This window comes from Acidovorax sp. GW821-FHT10A04 (assembly GCF_059415825.1).
Window position 1 is genome coordinate 768682 of the sequence record NZ_JBWKNZ010000001.1, and the last position, 18465, is coordinate 787146.

Genomic DNA, 18465 nt, shown 5'->3' on the forward strand with positions numbered 1-18465 from the left:
TCAGGCCACCTTGCGGATGGGGAAGCTTTTTGCGTACTCCGCCGCCTTGGCGGCATCGAACTCGCGGCCCATGATCCTGAACTTGGGGTACGCGCCCTCGGGCACCTTCTGGTCCAGCGCCTTCATCTGCTTCTTGGCGTCGGTGATCAGGAAGACCTTCTCGGCGATCTGCTTGTAGTCCACGTCGCCCTTGACGTAGCCCCAGCGCTGCATCTGCGTGAGCATCCACACGGCCATGCTCTGCCAGGGCATGGGGTCGAAGTCGGCGCGGTCGGGCACGTTCTGGATCTTGCCCAGGCCATCGGCGAACTTGCCGGTGAGCACCTGGGTCAGCACGGCCTCGGGCTGGTTCAGGTAGGCCTGGGGCGCGATCACCTTGGCGATGAGCTCGCGGTTGGCCGGATCGCGCGCCATGGCAGCCGAGGTGAGCACCGCGCGGTACAGCGCGGCGAAGGTGTTGGGGTTCTTCTGGATGAATTCGGTGCTGGTGCCGAAGGCGCAGCAGGGGTGGCCGTTCCACAGCTCCTTGGTGAGCAGGTGGATGAAGCCGACTTCCTCGAACACGGCGCGCTGGTTGAACGGATCGGGGCCCAGGAAGCCGTCGATGTTGCCGGCGCGCAGGTTGGCCACCATCTCGGCCGGCGGCACCACACGCAGCTGCACGTCGGTGTCAGGGTTGAGCCCCGCCTCGGCCAGGTAGTAGCGCAGCAGGAAGTTGTGCATGCTGTACTCGAAGGGGATCGCGAACTTGAAGCCTTTCCAGTTCTTCGGGTCGCGGTTGTCCTTGTGCTTCAGGCTGAGCGTGATGGCCTGGCCGTTCACATTCTGGATGGTGGCCACGTTCATCGGCGTGGCGTTGGACCCCAGGCCCATCGAGATCGCCAGCGGCATGGGCGACAGGAAGTGCGTGGCGTCGTACTCCTTGTTGATCATCTTGTCGCGGATCAGCGCCCAGCCCGCCGTCTTGGTGACCTCCACGTTCAGGCCCTGCTTGCTGTAGAAGCCCAGCGGGTGGGCCATGATCAGCGGCGTGGCGCAGGTGATGGGGATGAAGCCGATCTTGAGATTGGTCTTCTCCAGCGCGCCTTTCTCCTGCGCCATGGCCTGCATGCTGGCCACCGGCAACACGCTGGCGATGGCCGCCATGGCCGTGCCCTTGCCCACGGCCTTGATGAAGCGCCGGCGCACCGCATCCTGCGGGAACAGCGCCTTGACCAGCGTCGCCTCGATGAACTCGTTGCTGTAGGCCTCGAACTCGCTGCTGAGGCTGCGCTGGCGCAAGGTGGCGGCTGCAGCATCGGCAGACACCTCGGCATGGTGATCAGCGGCCGTATGGTCGCGGCCGCAGCTGCACTTGAGCATCAACGGGCGGTCGGCATCGAAAGGCGAGAAGAATTCGGACATGGCACACCTCGGAGAAGTTGATGCCAGCCGCTACGCAAGGCACGGGCCAGTTGCCGCCCCCGGCGGCCTGCTGTCATGAATTCGCGGGTGCCGTGTCTACAGCGTGTAGGGCCAGCACTACAAACCGAGCGTGCAATGCCCGGAAATCACGGTGCTGGCGTGCCGCGCGCCAGCAGCGCCAGCTCCACGTCGTTGCGCGCGCCGGTCTTTTCGAGGATGCGGGCGCGGTAGGTGCTCACCGTGTTGGGCGCGAGCTTGAGCTGCGCACCAATTTCGCCCACGCTTTGCCCCGTCGTGAGCAGTCGGAACACCTGGTGCTCCCGGTACGATAGCGCGTCCACCCCGGCTGGCGTGCCTTGCTGGGCAGCGCGCACCACCCCGGTGCGCTCCACCGCACCGGCCAGCGCCTGGGCCGTGGCTTCCGTGAGGTAACGGCCGCCCGCCGCCACCTTGCGCACGGCAGCCACCATGTCGTCGGGATCGGCGCTCTTGTGCAGGTAGCCGGCCGCGCCCATCTGGATGCAGCGCACCGCGTACTGCCGCTCGGGGTAGGTGCTGAGCATCAGCACCGGCAGCACCGGCCATGCCTTGCGCAGGGCCTGCAGCACCTCCAGGCCATCCAAGCCGGGCATGGCGATGTCGAGCAGCACCAGGTCGACACCGGCCGCACCACCGAGCGCGGCCACCTGGTCGAGCACCTCCTGGCCGTTGGTGGCCTCGGCCGTGACCACGATGTCGGGCAGGCCGTTGGCCGGGTCGCCCAGCACCTGTTTCAAGCCCTCGCGCACGATGCGGTGGTCGTCGCCGATCAGCACGCGCACAGGGACACTCATGGCAGGGCCTCCAGGGGGATGCGCAGTTGCAGGCACGAGCCTTCGCCCGGCTCGCTGGTGATGTCGAGGTGCCCGCCGAGCTGCCGCGCACGCTCGCGCATGCCCATGACGCCGTAGGCCGTGGGCGCTTCCAGCGCCTGGCGCGTGGCGCCCACCCCGTCGTCCTGCACGCGCAGATGCAATTGCTGCCCCCGGGTATCGATGCGGATCGCGATGGCGCTGGCCTGGGCATGGCGCCCCACGTTGCTCAGCATCTCCTGGAAGATGCGGAACACCGCGATGGCGGCCGGCTCGGGCAGGTGCAGCGATCCGGGCAGGTCCATCTGCCAGTCGAGCTGCAGTTCTGCCGACTGCACGAATTCCTGCGCCTGCCATTCGAGCGCCGCCCACAGGCCCTGGTGATCGAGGATGCTGGGGCGCAGGTCGGTGATGATGCGGCCCACGTTGTCCACCGCGTTCTCGATCAGGCGGCTCATGTTCTGGCACTTGCAGCGCATCTGCTGGCGCATGTCGCCCGCAGCCTCGGGGCTGCGCCCGCCCTGCTCGCCCAGGCGCTTGTGCAGCCAGTTGACGTCCATCTTGAGGGCCACGAGCAGGCTGCCCAGCTCGTCGTGCACCTCGCGTGCGATGCGCGTGCGCTCGTCCTCGCGCACCTGCTCGGAGTAGGCCGAGAGCTCGCGCAGCTGGCCCAGGGCCTGCGACAGCTCCTGCGTGCGCGCGGCGACGCGGCGCTCGAGTTCGTCGTTGGCGCGGGCCAGCTCGTCGTGCGCGCGCTGCAGTTCGCCAGCCGCGCGCCGGCGCTCGGTGATGTCCACGAAGGTGACCACGGCGCCCTGGACCTGGCCGGCCTCGACGATGGGGTGGCTCGAATACTCCACGGCGAAGGCCGAGCCGTCGGCACGCCAGAAGACCTCGCTGTCCACCCGGCATGGCAAGCCGCTGCGAAAGGCATTGAAGATGGGGCAGTCGCTGTCGGCATAGAGGCTGCCGTCGGGGTGGGAGTGGTGCGTCAGGGAATGCATGTTGCGGCCCATCACCTGCGCCGTGGCCAGCCCCAGCATGCGGGCACCGGCCTGGTTGATGAAGACACAGTCGCCCGCCAGGTCGATGCCGAACACCCCCTCGCCCGTGGATTCGAGCAGCAGGCCCAGCCGCTCGCGCCACAGCGCAGGGGCTGTGGCGGGCAGGTGCAGCAGGTTGGCAGACATGCGCCAAGGCGCAAGCAATGGCCATGCCCGGCAAGCCGCAGCACAATAGGGGCATGCAAACCGCTCCCCCCTCGCCCCAGGCGCCGCCACCCACTCCGTCCGTATGGATGCCCCCTTCGCTGTCGGCGCGCTGGTGGCCGGTGTTCCTGCGCAACCTGCTGGTCTGGCGCAAGCTGGCCATCCCCAGCCTGGTGGGCAACATCGCCGAGCCGCTGATGTGGCTGGTGGCCTTCGGCTACGGCATGGGGGCGCTGGTGGGCCAGGTGAACGTGGCCGCCGAAGGCGGCGCGACCAAGGTGCCCTACATCCTGTTCCTGGCCAGCGGCTCGATCTGCATGAGCGCCATGAACGCGGCGAGTTTCGAGGCGCTGTACTCGGCCTTCTCGCGCATGCACGTGCAAAAGACCTGGGACGGCATCATGAATGCGCCCGTGCGTCTCGATGACGTGGTGCTGGCAGAGATGCTCTGGGCCGCCTTCAAGGCGCTGTTCACCGTGACCGCCATCCTCGGGGTGATGCTGGCCCTGGGCATCAGCCACAGCCCCAAGCTGCTGGTGGCCTGGCCCGTTCTGCTGGGCGTGGGCATCATGTTCTCGAGCATCGCGCTGATCTTCAACGCGCTGGCCAAGGGCTACGATTTCTTCACGTACTACTTCACGCTGGTGCTCACGCCAATGATGTTCCTCTCGGGCGTGTTCTTCCCGCGCGAGCAGTTGCCGCCCATCGTGCGCACCATCTCCGACTGGCTGCCGCTGACCAATGCGGTCGAGCTGGTGCGCCCCCTGTTCATGGACCAGTGGCCTGCGCACCCCTGGCGCCATGGCCTGGTGCTGGTGGTGACCACGGTGGCGGCCTTCTGGGTGGCGCTGGCGCTCACGCGCCGGCGCTTTCGCAGCTAGGGTCGTCGATCAGACCTTGGCCAGGCCTTCGTCCAGGGTGCTGGTGACGGCGAACAGGGTCAGGAAGCCGCTCATGTCGAACACCTCGCGCACCATGGCGCTCAGGCCGACCAGCACCAGCTTGCCCTTGCTGGCACGCAGCTTCTTGCCGGCGAGCAGCACCACGCGCAGGCCGGCGGAACTGATGTAGTCCAGTGCAGAGAGATCGAACACCACGCGCTGCGTGCCCGCTTCGAGCTGCTCGGTGACCACGCGTTCGAGTTCGGGCGAGCTGCTGCTGTCGAGGCGGCCGCGCGGGCGCAGGATCAAGATGTCGTCGCGGCGCTCCTGTTCGAGGTTCATGGGCGCAATCCTTTGAATCGTGGCTGTAAGAAAGAAGTCTTCGGACTCCGGCTCGGCGCATTGTAGGGGCCGCACTGCGGCGCGGGTTTCAGTTCGCAGCGGCCTGCTTGGGCACGTTGATCACTTCGGCCACGTTCAGCAGCAGCATGGGCGGATACAGGTCCAGTGCCTGCACGGTGCGCATGTTGATCAGCAGCGAGAAGCGCTGCAGCGTCGAGGCCGCAATCGACTGGGGCGGCTTCTTCTCGACCAGGATCTGGCGCGCCATAGAGCCGGCGTAGCGGCCGATGTTGGACCCATTGGAAAACAGCCCGAACAGGCAGCCCGACTGGCGCACGATGCTCTCGGTCGCGCAGAAGGTCGGCAGCTTGTTCTGCAGCGCAGCGGTGGTGACGGCGTCGCGGTGCGTGAAGGCCAGGAAGGTGATGGGGCCGACGTACAGGAAGTCGGCCTTGCGCTCGGCCAGGGTCTGGATCTGCGGCGCGATCTGCGCGGGGTCGGGGCCGCCCTGGGGCAGCAGCGGCAGGCTGGCTTCGACCACCTCGAAGTTCTGCGTGCGCGCCAGCTCCTTGAGGCGGTCGCGGATCAGGCCGGAGTTGGGCTCGGCCGGATTGTGCAGATAGCCCAGGCGCGTGAACGGGCGGTAGGCCCGGATAGCGTTGAGCTGCACCGGCAGCGGCGCCACGTGGCTCACCCCCGTGACGTTGCGGCCATGGTCCTCGAGCGTGCGCAGCAGGCCCGCGCCCACCGGGTCGGTCACCTCGGTGAAGACGATCGGCAGGTCACGGATCGCGTCGTCCTGGCCTGCCTTGTCGTGCCGGCCCGCCAGGGCGAGGGTGGTGGGCGTGCCCCAGGCGTAGACCAGGTCCGGGTGTGCCGCGCGCACCTTGGCGCGCAGCTCGGGAATGTCTTCGCTGCGGCCCGAGAAGCGGATGTTCACGTACTGCACGGGCACATCCTGGCGTTGCAGGTAGCCGGTGAAGCCGGCCTCGATGTTCTGCTCATCGCGCGGCAGCACCATGGCGACGGTGAAGCGCTTGGTGGCGGCGGCCACGCCGGCGGCTGCGGCGTTGGCGGCGCTCTGAGCGACGGCGGCCGAGGTGCCCAGCAGGGCACCGGCGGCCCCGGCGGCGAGGAGGATGCGGCGCAGGTTCATCGGAGTTCTCCAGGAAGTCATCAGGCCGCCGCGGCGGGCTGGGTGCGGGGGTTGCGCAGGCCGGCGGCCAGGCTCAGGGTTGTCACCGACAGCAGCAAGCCCACGGCCACTGCGGCGCCGGCATAACCGAAGGCGGTCACGGCGACCGCCGTGACAAAGGGCGCGACGATGCTGCCGCCGCGCTCGATCAGCCGGAACGCGGCCAGCGCCTGCTCGGGCGTGGCGCTCGCACGGCTGGCATCCACGCCCTCGAACGCCTCGGTGGTCAGCGCGATCTGCGGTGAGGACTGCAGCGCCTGGCCCAGGCCCAGCAGGGCACAGCAGGCGGCCATGCCCCAGACGCCGCCCAGGGCCGGCAGCGATAGGCAGGCCAGCACACTGAACACGCCGCCCGCCACGATGAAGGGCTTGCGCTGCCCGAGCAGGTCCGACCAGTGCGCCACCAGCGAGGCAGAGAGCGCAAAGCACAGGAAGTACAGCAGCAGCACCCGTCCCGCGACCGCAGGCGGCTGCTGCAGCTCGCTCATGTACAGGGGCACCACCACCGAGAGAATGGTCACGGCCACCAGGCGGCCCGGCAAGGCCGCGCCCAGGATCACCCAGATGGCGCGCGGCTCGCGCAGCACCGCCATGTAGCCGCGCCAGCCGCCGGTGGTGGCCAGGCCGCGCTGGGCTGCGGCGCTGCCCTCGGGCACGGGCAGCGACAGGCGCAGGGCGGCGAGCAGTGCGCCGACCATGCACAGCGCACAGGCCAGGAAACCGATGCCGTCGCCAGCGCGCGCAGCAATCATGCCGCCGAAGGGCGGACCGACAATGCCCGCAGCCACGATGGCTGCGGCCACTTCGGCCAGGCCCCGCGCGCGCTGCTGCGGTGGCGTGATGCGCACGATGGCCGTCTGCACCAGGATCAGCGCCAGCCCATAGGCCCCGCCCCCCAGGGCGCGCAGGCCGATCAGGGTCCAGGCATCGGTCGCCCAGGCGGTGGCCGCCAGGGCCAGCGTGCCGGCCAGGGCCGACAGCATCAGGCTCCAGCGCAGGTCGAAGCGCCGCGCCAGCGCTGGCCCGGCGGGCTGGGCCAGGGCCAGCGTGGCCATGAAGGCGGCGACCGGCAATCCGGCCACCATGGTGGGCGACAGGGCGGCATCGATGGGCCGCACCTCGCTGGCAAACACGGTAAAGAAGGGGCGCAGCAGCTCTTCGGACAGGGCGACCAGGAACACGGTCAGGCGCAGCAGGGTGAGCTGTGCGCCCACCTGGGGCGCTTCGGCCGTGGCGCCCTCGCTGCGCGCGGCGCGGAGCAACTGGGCCCGGCAATCGGCGGCATCGCGGTCATGGGCCTGGGCACTTTCCTTGTCGACGCTGTGGCGCTTTTGCCAGCGGCGCTGCAGCCCTTGCCACACCCGGGCCTGCACATAGGCGGCCAGCGGGAACAGCAGCGAGCGGCGCCACAGGCCGCGCGAGAGTTCGCGCACCAGCACGGCGGCGATCACCAGGGCCAGCACCAGGTCGATCAGCATGCCCGCGAGCTGCCGGTCCACGAAGTCGGCCGGGTAGCCGACGACCACCGCCCCGTCGCCAGCAGTGAGCGTGCGGCGCGGAAAGTCGGCCGCGCTGTCACGAGCCTGCGAGGGCACGTCACCGCCCCAGGTGGAATTTTGGGTCTGGCCACCGGGTGGCTGCAGCGCCAGGTAGCTCAGCTCGGGCGCTTCGACCAGCTGCTGCCGGAACAGTTCGTCCACCCCATTCATCGCATTCCAGGGCACGCCGAGCGACAGCGCTCGGGCGATCTGGCCCGACAGCGCGCGGCCCGCGGCGTCGGCGTTCTCCTGGATCTGCGCCGTGACGGCCGGACGCGCTGCCTCGCGCGCGATCCAGAGCATGGCAGCGGGTGCCACCACCGCGCTGAAGACCACGGCCAGCCACAGCTGCCTGGCGGAACTGGGGGCGGCAGATGCCGCATCCCCCTGGCCGATGCCACGCATCGAGGTCATGATGCGGATGCTCCAGCGCAGCAGCAGCCACCAGGTGATTACCAGTGCGAGCAGCATCAGCGGCAAGGCGCGCAGCACCATGTCGAGCGCGACGCCCCGCGCCTGGGCGCGCACCTCGGCCGGGTCGAACGCCCCCCACAGGGTGGCGGCCGGCGCGCCGGTGGAGTCGAAAATGGCCGCCCCGATCCATGCATAGCGGCCGGTGTTGCGCACCACAGGGGCATGGCCCGGCCCGGCGTCGATCACGGCCTGCCGCCAGCGCGGCGCGATGGTGGAATGCAGCGCCGCGTCCCCCGAACGCAGCACGGCCTCACCACGGTCGGTGTCGATGAACACCCCGCGCAACGGACTGCCCGCCGCCCCCAGGCGCGTGACCCGTTCGGGCAACACGGTCTGGTCAGCCACGGAAACGCCGAAGCGCAGCCCGGACTCGGCCTCGTCGGCCACCTGGCGCAGCAGGCGCACGGTGCGGTCCTGCGCGAGCTGGGTCAGCAGCTGCTCGGTCCGCCAGGCGATCAGCACCAGGGACAGTCCGAACAGCACCAGCGCGAAGATCGAGGCGAACATCAGCGATTCGCGCCGCAGGCGTTGCTGCAGTGCAGCAACGTCGATCTCATTGCCAGCCGTGGCGTTGGTCGTGTCGTTCATGGAAATGCTTCCTCGGTAAACGGATTTCGTCGAATGTCATGCAGCTGTTCTATAGTCGGGCATTCTTACGATCTCTTTCAACCTTTTCGACCCGTTGCGCACCGTGTGTGTGCGCCACCCCGTCCATCGTGCTCAGTTCCTTGCCCCAGCTCCCGCCCATCCTGCTGCCCGAAGCAGGGCTGGGCAACGTGCCCCATGCACGCACCCGCTTGCTGGAGGCGCAGGACTTCGATGCCTGGGTGGCTTTGCGCGAGACCGTTCTGGCCACGCTGCCCGACCCTGACTTCTACGTGCGCGAGGACGACGAGAAGGACTTCTTCCAGGCCCACATGTACCCGGGCGGTGAACTCATCGGTGTGTTCGTGGACGGCGCGCTGGTCGCCTATGCCATGGTCGAGTTGCCGGGCGAACACGAGGCCCACAACCTGGGTCACGTGATCGGCCTGGACCCGGCGCAGCAGGGCATGGTGGCGCACCTGTCGAGCTGCATGGTGCTGCCGCAGTGGCGTGGCCGCCAGCTGCAGCGCACGCTGCTGTCGGCGCGCCTGGGCCTGGCACAGGCCCATGGACGTCCCTTGTGCATGGCCATGGTGTCCCTGCGCAACCACCGCAGCCGCCACAACATGCTGCGCCAGGGCCTGCGTGTCGTCTGGACCGGCACGATCGACGGCCTGCAGCGCCACGTGGCCATGATCGACCTGGAACAGGGCATGGACTTTGCCACCGAAGGCGAATTGCTGCTGCCGAGCCTGGACTACGAGGCGCTGCGCGCCGCGGCGCTGGCCGGCTACGCCTGCGTGGGCGAGGTGCGCGCACCCGACGGCGCGGTGTCGTTGCGCTATGCGCGCCATCTTGCTCACAACCGCCGCCCCCGGTAGGTCAATGCCACCACGGTGATGTCGTCGGCCTGGGCGGCGCCGTCCTCGAAGCCGCGCACGGCGCGCACGATCTGGTCGGGGATCCGCGCCGTGACCACGCCGCGGGGATCGCTGCCGATGGCGGCCATGGCGGCCAGCAGGGCGTCGTCCCCAAAAAGGGCATTCTCTGCATTCGTGGCCTCGGTCACGCCGTCGGTGTAGAGCACCACGGTTTCCCCGGGCGCCAGCATGACCTCGCCCTCGATGTATTCCTGCCCTTCCATCACCGCCAGCGCCATGTTCCTGCCGCGCGGGAACAGCGCGGCTCCGTCGCCGGTCAGGCGCACCGGCGGGTTGTGGCCCGCATTCACGTAGACCAGCCGCCCGGTGGGCAGGTGCAGCACGCTGTAGAACACGGTGACGAACATCATCTGGTCGTTCTCGGCGCACAGCTGGTCGTTGAGGGCGCGGATGGTGGCGCCGGGCTCGCGCAGGAACAGCGCGTTGCTCTTGAGCAGGGTGCGCGAGATCGCCATGAAGAATGCCGCCGGCACGCCCTTGCCCGACACGTCGGCCACGACCACGGCCAGGTGCTCGTCGTCGATCGGGAAGTAGTCGTAGAAGTCGCCCCCGATTTCCTTGGCCGCGATCATGGTGGCCGCGATGTCGACCTCGTCCACGTCGGGCGCCGAGCGCGGCAGGATGGACAGCTGCATCTGGCGCGCAATCTCCAGCTCCTGCTGCAGGCTGGCCAGGGTGGCCTGGGTCTGCACCGCCGCCTGCAGCTCGCGCAGCAGCTTGAGCAGGCGGTTTTGCTGGTTGGTCACCAGGCCGGACATGCGGCCCAGGATACCGGCGAGCTCGGCGAGGTGGTTGGTCGGCGCAGCCCCGGCATCGGTCGCGGCGGGGCCGGCCTGCGCCTCGGAGCTCGAACCGAGCGCCACGAGGATCTCCTCGCGCGAGGTGGGATCCAGGCTGTCGGCCAGGGTGCGCAGCTGGCCGCGGATCAGGCGTTCCTGCTGCTGCCGGGTACGGATGCGTTCCTGGCGCAGGGTCTCGAGGTTGAGCAGTTCCGAGCGGATGGCCACCACGCCGCGGGCGATCTCGCCGGACTCGTCCTCGGCGTCTTCCTCACCCTGGTCCAGCGAGGCGTCGGTGGCGCCGCGCGCCAGCGCGTTGAGCACACCGACCGAGCGCGACAGCGGCTCCATCGCATGCCGCAGGTAGACCACGAGGCCTGCCGCCAACAGCGCGGCGAACACCAGCGCCGCAGCCAGCGTGGTGCGTGAGAACAGCCGGTCGGCGTAGTGCGCGGCGCTCACGTCCTGCATCCAGACCAGGGCGCCGACGATGCGCGCATCCGGGTTGCGCACGGGCTGGCTGACGATGCGCAGGGCGCGCGCCTGAGCGTCCGGGCCTGCCTGCTGCACGGTGACCGCCTGGTTGGAGCGCACGGGGATCGGGGTGTCGGTGGCGGCCAGCACGCCCGCCCGGGTACCCACGGATTCGGCGCCGCGCATGTTGGCCAGGAAGAGGTCACCGCCCAGGTAGGTGGCCAGCTCGGACAGCTTGGGCGCGACGTCCTGGCCCACGGCCAGCGCGCCGCCGTCAAAGCCGCGCACCACCACCCACTGGTACTGGCGCACCGCCACCTGGCTGAGCCCGCGCACGGCGCCGCCCTGGCCACTGGCCGTGGCCACCCAACGGACTTCGGCGATCGGCTGTGGATCGATGCCGGGCTCGGTGGTGGCCACCAGTGTGCCCTGGCGGTCGAAGACATCGATGCGCACGCCCGGAGCGTGCCGCGCCGCGGCTGCCAGCAGGGCGTCGAGGCGGGCCGAGGCGCCCTGCGCCGCCAGGTCGCGCAGGGCGGCGTCCTGCAGCAGTTGCTGGGCCAGCACGTCCTGGCGGTCCAGGTTTTCGTTCTGCAGCTTGTCCCAGGCGATGCGCTGGTTCTGCAGCAGCACTTCGTCGTAGCGCTGCGACCAGCGCTGGTCGCTGAGCCAGCCGATCGCGGCGAAGGCCGCGACCAGCAGGGCCATGGCGGCCAGCAGGATGGCGATCAGCCGGTGCCTAAGGTGCATGCTGCCCTCCGGCGCGGTCCGCATCCGCGGCGGCGCGCAGGCCGCGCCCGCCGCACACCAGCAGCAGCAACACGGCCACGAGCAATGGCCAGCCGCCGTGCAGGGGAACGCCCAGGGCGCCGCTGCCACACACGGCGCCGACGCCCATCGCAGCCCATTGGACCGTTGACAGCGCGGGCAGCCGGCACTCGCCCTCGGCCGCGCGCGCCAGACGGCCCAGCGCACTGCCTGCCAGCAGGGCGGCCAGCGCCAGCATCGCGTCCTGAAGGGAGCGCCCCACGGACAACCAATCCGAGGCGATGGCCAAGGCCAGCAGGGCGGCTGCGGTGGCCATGGCCGCCAACACGCCCGAGGACGGCATGCGCCTGCGCAGGAACAACCCGGCGGCCATGCCCAGCCCCAGCATTGGCGCCCAGAGGGCGGGTTGCCCCAGCGCGTGTGTGGCCAGCGCCAGGCCCAGCAGCAGGCCGGCGGCGCAGGACTGGCCCAGCGCCCTGGCGCCGTCGGCATTGGGCCGGGGTGTCTCGATCAGGGGGTCGGCGTGCACACCCGTGCGGCTGCGCCAGGGGCTGCGCGGTCCGTTCCAGCGCACGACGAAAAAGCCCGCGCAGGCTGCGGGCAGCAGCAGCGCATAGGCGCCCTGCAGCGTGCCCAGGGCATCCAGCGCCAGGCTGCCCAGCGCCGGGCCCAGCCAGACGGCGGTGATGGTCCAGGCGCTCCAGGTCGCGGCGCGCCAGCGTGGTCGGGCATAGGCGTATTCGGGCCGGGTGCTCGGCACCTGTTCGACGGCCTGGCAGGCGGCCAGCACGGCGCCCACCACCAGGCCGTGCCAGGCTCCCGCCGCCATGGCCAGGGTCCAGGGCCGGCTCGCCGGCAGGCCACCGGCGCAGGCCATGGCCGTGGCAAGCAGCGCGATGCAGGCGGGCAGCACCACGGTGGGCGCGGGCCAGCGGCGCCAGCGCGTCACGCACCAGGCCGCCGTGCCCGCCACGAAAAAGGCGGCCAGGCTGGCGGCAGGGGCCGGTGCCAGGCCCTGCCACTGCCAGGGGGTTTCGCCTTGCAGGTGCAGGCTGCGCAGCCACAGCGTCTGCAACGCCAGCGCGCTCAAGGCCACGAGCAGGGCGATCCAGAACGCCTGCGCCTCGGCGGCGACCACCCGCACCTGGGCGATGCCGTGCTCTGCGAAGCGGTCGTCGGCCTCGGCCTTGGCCAGCAACTGGTCCAGGCGTTCGCGCCGCAGGTGCTGGGGTTCCGTCTGGCGCAGCGAGGCGATCAGGCGGCGCACACGCACCAGCCCCTCGTGCACTCCGCGCACTGCGTGGCCGAGCTGCTGCACCCGCAGGTCGAACCCGCGCCGTTGCGGCAGGACCACGGCCTGGTCGTAGCGCCCCTGTGCGATGGCGCGGCGCGCACGCCAGGCGGCATGGTTGCGCAGCTCGATGCCCTGGGCCTGTGAAAAACGTGCGGCAAGATAGGCCAGCAGGGTCAGCAGCCCGATGGCCGGCAGCAGCAAGGCGGCCGTGGTGCGGGTGAAGGTGGCCGCACCGCTGTCGCGCAAGGCCAGGCGCAGGATGGCGACGGGAGCGCCGCGGACCTGCACCGGCGCCTCGGCCGTGGCACCGGCTTCGCCGGCGTCGCGCGTGGTCTGCCAGAGCACCTTGCCATCGGGCAGCACCAACGCCAAGGCCTGGATGTCGGACTGCGAAGCCATGCGCTGCTGGAACAGCGCCTCGACACCCACCAGGCTGCGCAGCGGGATGCCGGATTCGACGGCATGGGTGATGCGCAGGCTCAGCGACTGCGCCATCAGCTGCGAACGCGTGCGGTCGCTTGAGGCCCGCATGTCGCGCAGCTGGTCATAGGTGGAGATGGCCAGGATGCTGGCCGCCAGCAGCAACAGCACCAGGGCCGCGATGCCCAGGCGGGTGGCGGGTGCGAAAGGACGGCGCGCGCTCATTCGGTGCGCTCGCTTTCGTCCAGGCGCACCAGGCAATCGTCCATGCGCTGGCGCACCTGGGCGCTGTGCGCCAGTGCCCGCATCTGGGCGCGCTGGCACTCGGCGCGCAACCGGGCCGACTGCGGCTGCAAGGCCCAGAGCGTGGCCAGCCAGCCCAGCAGGCCGGCAGTGGCCAGCACCAGCACCGCCATGGCGCCGAGCGTGAGCGTGTGCCCATCGGGCTGCCACACGGCAAGCCGAAAGCGCACGGGCTGGGTGGCATACGTGGCGCTGATGTGGCCCACGACCTCGCCAAAGGCGTTGTGCAGGGGAAAGCCCATGATGGCCTCTCCAGGGAGCGCTGCGCTCCATATCCGGTCCTGGCGCGCACCGGTCTCGGCCGCCCGGGCCGCGCGGGGCTGCAGCGCCTCGCCGATGGCACCCCGGTCGGTGCTGAACAGGGCAATGCCCGCGCGGTCCACCACGTCGATGGCGTACAGCTGGGTGTCACTGGCCAGGGCCCGCTCCAGCCGGGGCTGGATGCCGCGGTGGTCGGGCAGGTCGAAGCCCAGCGCCAGGTCGCCCTCGATGGCATCCTGCAGCTCCACCAGCGTCAATGACAGGCGCGAGCGCTGGATCTGCGCCTCTTCCTGTGCGCGCACGTCCAGCAGCAGGCTGGCGATCAGTGCAATGCCGGCCAGCACGATCAACAGCCACAGCCCGCCGAGCTCCCACAGCGCGGCGAGCGTGGGCTTGGCCGCCACGGCGGTGCTGGCAGTCTGTGGCGATGGGGGCGAGGAAAGCGTTGGCATGGTCCGGCTCATGCCACAATGCTTTGGCGACCCACCGGACCGCGGCGCAGACGGCGCCCGCAGGTGCAGCCCCAGGTTTCAGCGCGCAGACACCTATGAATCCACCGCTCGAATGGCAGCAGACCCTGTACGGCACCGTAGCCGAGCTTCCCGCTTTCTTCGAGCGGCTGGAGGCCTGGGCCGACGACAACGGCGTGCCGATGCCCCTGGCTTCGTCCTTCGGGCTGATGCTCGACGAGTTGCTGACCAATGTGGCCATGCATGGCTACGAGGGACAGGGCGGCCTGGTGGAGGTGAGTTTGCGCTTCGATGCGCCGGCCCGCCTGCAGGCCGTGTTGCGCGACCATGGGCGGGCATTCGACCCCACCACCTTGGCGGCACCCGACGTGGGGGCCTCGCTCGATGATCGGGACATGGGTGGCCTGGGCGTGCATTTCGTGCAGAGGTTGGCGGATCGGTTCGAGTATCGGCGCGACGGTGAGGTCAACGAGGTCACCGTGTCGCGCTGCCTGCCAGCCGCAGGGGCGGCGCAAACGCATTGAATTGTTAACAAAGTGTGCAAGCGTATCATTGTGCCCGCCGCGCGGCTGTCGTTTGTTCGCCTCGCCCCGGGCTTTTTCTGATCCCGCAGAGGCCTTTGTCGGCTGCGCCGGGCCCGGCACGCAGGGCTGCGGCCGGTCGCTGTCGGGCGGCGGCCCCGTGGTGCCGACACCCGCCCTGCCCCGACCAGGGACGCTGGCCCTGGCGGTGCTGCGCGGCCGGCCACGGACTGGCAGGCGCCTGCGGCACCCACTGAACATGCGGCCTGCCGCAAATGAGGAGAACACCCTGTGACCCCTGCCGAGACCGACGACCTCTTCCTGCAGCGCCTGTGCGACGTCATGCAGCGCATCGCCCAGCAGGGTGACCTGCGCGCCATCGGGCCGCTCATGGACATGACGGGCGAGCGGCCCGAGGAAAGCGTGCAGGCCCGGCTGGCCGAGGCCTTCGCCCACATGGTGGTCAAGCTGGAGGCGCGCGAGTTCGAGCTCGAGTGCCGCATTTCCGACCTGGACCAGACCCGCCGCGAGCTGGAGGCCGCCAACCTGGACCCGCTGACCGGCCTGCCCAACCGCATGATCGCGCGCGACCGGTTGCGCCAGGCGCTGACCGATGCCAACACGCGCCAGGGGCTGCTCACGGTGCTGTTCCTCGACCTGGACAAGTTCAAGCAGGTCAACGACACCATGGGCCATGCCGCCGGCGACGAGCTGCTGTGCCTGGTGACGCAGCGCCTGCGCGGCTGCCTGCGCGATGGCGACACGCTGGCACGCCTGGGCGGCGACGAGTTCCTGTGCGTGCTGCCCGGTGCCAGCGCCGACGACGCGCAGGGCGTGGCCAACCGCATGGTGGCGGCGCTGACAGACCGCTTCCAGCTCGCCGTCGGCGGCGCGGACATCGGCACCAGCATTGGCCTGTCGCATTTCCCCGACCATGGGCGTGGCGTGGACGAACTGATCGCCCATGCCGACGCCGGCCTGTACGAGGCCAAGCGCAACGGCCGCAACCGCTGGTGCTACGCGCCGGCCGGTGCCACCGCGGCCTGAGCCAGCCCAGCCCAGCCCAACCCTGCGCGGCGCGGCGCGGCGGCGGCGCCTCGGGGCGGTGCCTCAGTACGGTGGCGCCGTCTCGGCCGACAGGTCCAGGCTGCGCATTAGCTTGATCCATTCGTACGGTGTGAGGTGGGGCTTGACGCTGTCGAGCACCGCCGCGAACACCGGTGCCGGCGCATGGGCGCGCATGTCGGCGAGCATCGCGGTGCGCTCGGGCGGCGACATGAAGGGCACCAGCCAACGCAGGATGGCCATCATTTCCTCGGGCGGGATGGAGGCCACCAGCGCGTTGTGCACCTCCACCAGCTCCGCATCGCTGTAGTGCGCCCAGAGCACGCCGTTGTGCGTGGTCTCCTCGGCGTGCATGTGCTCGAAGTTGTGGGCGATGAACAGCGCCAGCTGGCGGTACAGCGCCTGGGTGGCCACGGGCCGCGCCGCGGGCGCGCAGCCCAGCAGCTGCGTGACGCCGGCGGCCAGCGCGGTGATGGCTGCCTCGTGCTCGCCATGCTCGCCTTCGAGCACGCGGGCCGCACCCGGGGCGCGGGCCTCGATGGCCGTGTGCACGAAGGCGTTTTCATGCTGCAGGTGCGAACGGCACAGGTCCAGCAGGTCCATCACGCGCTCGCAATGGCTGGCAAATTCGTCGTCGTCCGTCACATCCATGCGGCCCAGGGCCAGCAGGGTGTGGGCCATGACGGCGCGCAAGGCCTTGTGGATGCCGGCATACATGTCCATGCGCGGCGCGCCAAGGGATGCCGAGGGATCGGCATGGGCCGAGATCAGGGCCGAGATTTCGCGGGGGTCGATGTTCATCGCTTTGCTCTTCTTTCATGCTGCCCTTGCGGGCCGTTGCCACACCGTCTCTTGCGGTGTTCGGCCGGGTGCACCATGCACCCGCAGCCGATGAAAGAAGTCTAGGAAAGCGCGGCGTTTTCGCCTGTGAAGAACTTCCGCTTTTCGCGCCCCGCGGCCGGCCCCTGCGTGACATCCATCACGCTGCGGCGCGCAGCATGTCGACGGCCTTCTCGGCGATCATCACCGTGGGTGCGTTGGTGTTGCCGCTCACGATGCGCGGCATGATGGAGGCGTCCACCACGCGCAGGCCCTGCAGGCCGTGCACGCGCAACTGCGCATCCACCACGTCGAGCGGACCCGGCCCCATGCGGCAGGTGCCCACGGGGTGGTAGATGGTATCGGCGTACTGGCGGATGAACTGCTCGATCTGCGCGGGGGTCTGCGCGCCGGCCGATGCGGGCAGTTCGCGCGCACCGAAACGCGCCAGCGCCGGCTGGGCCAGGATCTCGCGCAGGCGCTGGAAGCCGCGCACCATGCGCTGCATGTCGTCAGCGTCTTCGAGGAAGCGCGGGTCCACCAGCGGCAGGGCCATCGGGTCCTTGGTGGCCAGCGCCACCGAGCCCCGGCTGCGCGGCTGCAGCAGGCACACATGGGCCGAATAGCCATGGCCCAGCACGGTCTTGCGGCCATGGTCCACGAGCTTGCCGATCACGAAGTGCAGCTGCAGGTCGGGCGCGGCCTCGGCCGGATCGCTCTTGATGAAGCCGCCGGCCTCGGCAAAATTGGTGGTCAGCATGCCGGTGCGGCTGCGCCGCCATTCGAGCACGCCGAGCAGTTGGCTCCACATGCCCGAGGGCGAGATGCCGAACAGGTCCTTGAGCGCTGGCGCATTGAACACCTGCACCAGGTCCGGGTGGTCATGCAGGTGCTGGCCCACGCCCGGCAGGTCGTGCAGCACCGCAATGCCGTGGCGCTGCAGGTGCGCGGCTGGGCCCACGCCCGAGAGCATGAGCAACTGCGGCGACAGCAGTGCACCCGCGCTGAGCAGCACCTCGCGGCCGGCACGCACCTCGTGCAGCGCACCGCCCTGGTGGTATTCCACACCCACGGCGCGCTGGCCCTCGAACAGGATGCGCGTGGCGTGCGCGCCGGTGATCACCTGCAGGTTGCTGCGCGAGAGGTGCGGCGTGAGGTAGCCCTTGGCCGCGCTGTGGCGCTCGCCATTCTTGTGCGTCACCTGGTACATGCCCACGCCTTCCTGCGAGGCGCCGTTGAAGTCGGTGTTGTGCGGGTGGCCGGCCTGTACGCCGGCCTCGTTGAAGAACTGGCTGAAGCGGTTGGGCGAGCGCAGATCGGCCACGTTCAAGGGTCCACCCTCCCCATGCCAGGCATCGGCGCCGCGCTCGTTGTTCTCGGCCTTGAGGAAATAGGGCTTGACGTCTTCCCAGCCCCAACCCGGGTTGCCCTGTTCGGCCCAGTGGTCGTAGTCGGCGTGCTGGCCGCGGATGTAGACCATGGCGTTGATCGAGCTCGATCCGCCCAGCACCTTGCCGCGCGGCTGGTAGCCCTGGCGGCCGTTGAGCGCGGCCTGCGGCGTGGTGTTCTGGCCCCAGCCGTTGAGCTCGAACTTGGCCATCACGGCCAGGCCCGCCGGACAGTGGATGAGCACGCTCTTGTCGGCGGGCCCGGCTTCGAGCAGGCACACGCGCACGGCGGGGTCTTCAGTAAGCCGGCCGGCCAGCACGGAGCCGGCCGAGCCGCCCCCGATCACGATGTAGTCGAACAACATGTTTTTTGTCTCCAGGCCATGCGCAGAGCCTTTGCCGCGCACGGACCCGATGGACCATAACCGAACGGGCGTGCGATTCGGCTTACCATGCTGCCCGTCTGTTTCACTTTGAAGAGAGC

General features: G+C 69.8%; 15 protein-coding genes. 4 read left to right on the forward strand and 11 right to left on the reverse strand.

What is annotated here, in order from left to right; translation table 11 throughout:
• The 3 genes from AC07PF_RS03510 to AC07PF_RS03520 form a co-directional block, all read right to left on the reverse strand.
• Positions 1 to 1404 (reverse strand): CmpA/NrtA family ABC transporter substrate-binding protein, encoded by a 1404-nt coding sequence (locus AC07PF_RS03510; protein WP_494608410.1) that lies wholly within the window; start codon positions 1402 to 1404, stop codon positions 1 to 3.
• A 146-nt stretch (positions 1405 to 1550) separates the two neighbouring features.
• The gene (locus tag AC07PF_RS03515) at positions 1551 to 2237 is read right to left on the reverse strand and encodes a response regulator (RefSeq protein WP_494610909.1); all 687 of its coding nucleotides are present in this window, start codon (positions 2235 to 2237) and stop codon (positions 1551 to 1553) included.
• A complete protein-coding gene (locus AC07PF_RS03520) occupies positions 2234 to 3445 on the reverse strand; it encodes a sensor histidine kinase (RefSeq protein WP_494610910.1) in 1212 nt (403 codons plus the stop codon). Before AC07PF_RS03520 ends, AC07PF_RS03515 begins: the two co-directional genes overlap by 4 nt.
• Positions 3446 to 3498: 53 nt before the next feature.
• On the opposite strand from AC07PF_RS03520, the gene AC07PF_RS03525 reads away from it, so the two are divergent.
• Positions 3499 to 4344: an ABC transporter permease gene (locus AC07PF_RS03525; RefSeq protein ID WP_052024550.1), complete on the forward strand. Its 846-nt coding sequence runs from the start codon at positions 3499 to 3501 to the stop codon at positions 4342 to 4344.
• 9 nt (positions 4345 to 4353) lie between these two features.
• Here AC07PF_RS03525 and AC07PF_RS03530 read toward each other — a convergent pair whose 3' ends face one another.
• The 3 genes from AC07PF_RS03530 to AC07PF_RS03540 form a co-directional block, all read right to left on the reverse strand.
• On the reverse strand, positions 4354 to 4686 hold the full coding sequence (locus AC07PF_RS03530; protein ID WP_007861018.1) for an STAS domain-containing protein: 333 nt from the start codon (positions 4684 to 4686) through the stop codon (positions 4354 to 4356).
• 88 nt (positions 4687 to 4774) lie between these two features.
• Entirely contained in the window at positions 4775 to 5842 is a 1068-nt protein-coding gene (locus AC07PF_RS03535; protein ID WP_145694811.1) for an ABC transporter substrate-binding protein, read from the reverse strand.
• 20 nt (positions 5843 to 5862) lie between these two features.
• Entirely contained in the window at positions 5863 to 8481 is a 2619-nt protein-coding gene (locus AC07PF_RS03540; protein ID WP_494610911.1) for an MFS transporter, read from the reverse strand.
• A 128-nt stretch (positions 8482 to 8609) separates the two neighbouring features.
• Between AC07PF_RS03540 and AC07PF_RS03545 the strand changes: the two genes are divergently transcribed.
• On the forward strand, positions 8610 to 9359 hold the full coding sequence (locus tag AC07PF_RS03545; protein ID WP_158279149.1) for a GNAT family N-acetyltransferase: 750 nt from the start codon (positions 8610 to 8612) through the stop codon (positions 9357 to 9359).
• Here the strand turns inward: AC07PF_RS03545 and AC07PF_RS03550 are convergent.
• Genes AC07PF_RS03550 through AC07PF_RS03560 form a run of 3 tightly spaced genes read right to left on the reverse strand, consistent with a single transcriptional unit; the run spans position 9338 to position 14170 of the window.
• Positions 9338 to 11422 carry a PP2C family protein-serine/threonine phosphatase gene (locus AC07PF_RS03550; protein ID WP_494610912.1) on the reverse strand — a complete coding sequence of 695 codons (2085 nt, stop codon included), beginning with the start codon at positions 11420 to 11422 and terminating at the stop codon, positions 9338 to 9340. The two genes, AC07PF_RS03545 and AC07PF_RS03550, sit on opposite strands and share 22 nt — an antisense overlap.
• A complete protein-coding gene (locus AC07PF_RS03555; RefSeq protein WP_494610913.1) occupies positions 11412 to 13379 on the reverse strand; it encodes a hypothetical protein in 1968 nt (655 codons plus the stop codon). Before AC07PF_RS03555 ends, AC07PF_RS03550 begins: the two co-directional genes overlap by 11 nt.
• Positions 13376 to 14170: a hypothetical protein gene (locus tag AC07PF_RS03560; RefSeq protein WP_007861034.1), complete on the reverse strand. Its 795-nt coding sequence runs from the start codon at positions 14168 to 14170 to the stop codon at positions 13376 to 13378. The genes AC07PF_RS03555 and AC07PF_RS03560 overlap by 4 nt, the downstream gene beginning before the upstream one ends.
• A gap of 95 nt (positions 14171 to 14265) precedes the next feature.
• Here AC07PF_RS03560 and AC07PF_RS03565 point away from each other — a divergent pair, with 95 nt between their 5' ends.
• Entirely contained in the window at positions 14266 to 14712 is a 447-nt protein-coding gene (locus AC07PF_RS03565; RefSeq protein WP_494610914.1) for an ATP-binding protein, read from the forward strand.
• Between the two features lie 288 nt (positions 14713 to 15000).
• Positions 15001 to 15756, forward strand: a complete 756-nt coding sequence (locus AC07PF_RS03570; RefSeq protein ID WP_007861040.1) for a GGDEF domain-containing protein — start codon at positions 15001 to 15003, stop codon at positions 15754 to 15756.
• Positions 15757 to 15819: 63 nt separating this feature from the next.
• Here AC07PF_RS03570 and AC07PF_RS03575 read toward each other — a convergent pair whose 3' ends face one another.
• Positions 15820 to 16575 (reverse strand): hemerythrin domain-containing protein, encoded by a 756-nt coding sequence (locus AC07PF_RS03575; RefSeq protein ID WP_007861045.1) that lies wholly within the window; start codon positions 16573 to 16575, stop codon positions 15820 to 15822.
• A 178-nt stretch (positions 16576 to 16753) separates the two neighbouring features.
• Positions 16754 to 18346, reverse strand: a complete 1593-nt coding sequence (locus AC07PF_RS03580) for a GMC family oxidoreductase (protein ID WP_494610915.1) — start codon at positions 18344 to 18346, stop codon at positions 16754 to 16756.
• Positions 18347 to 18465 lie beyond the last annotated feature (119 nt).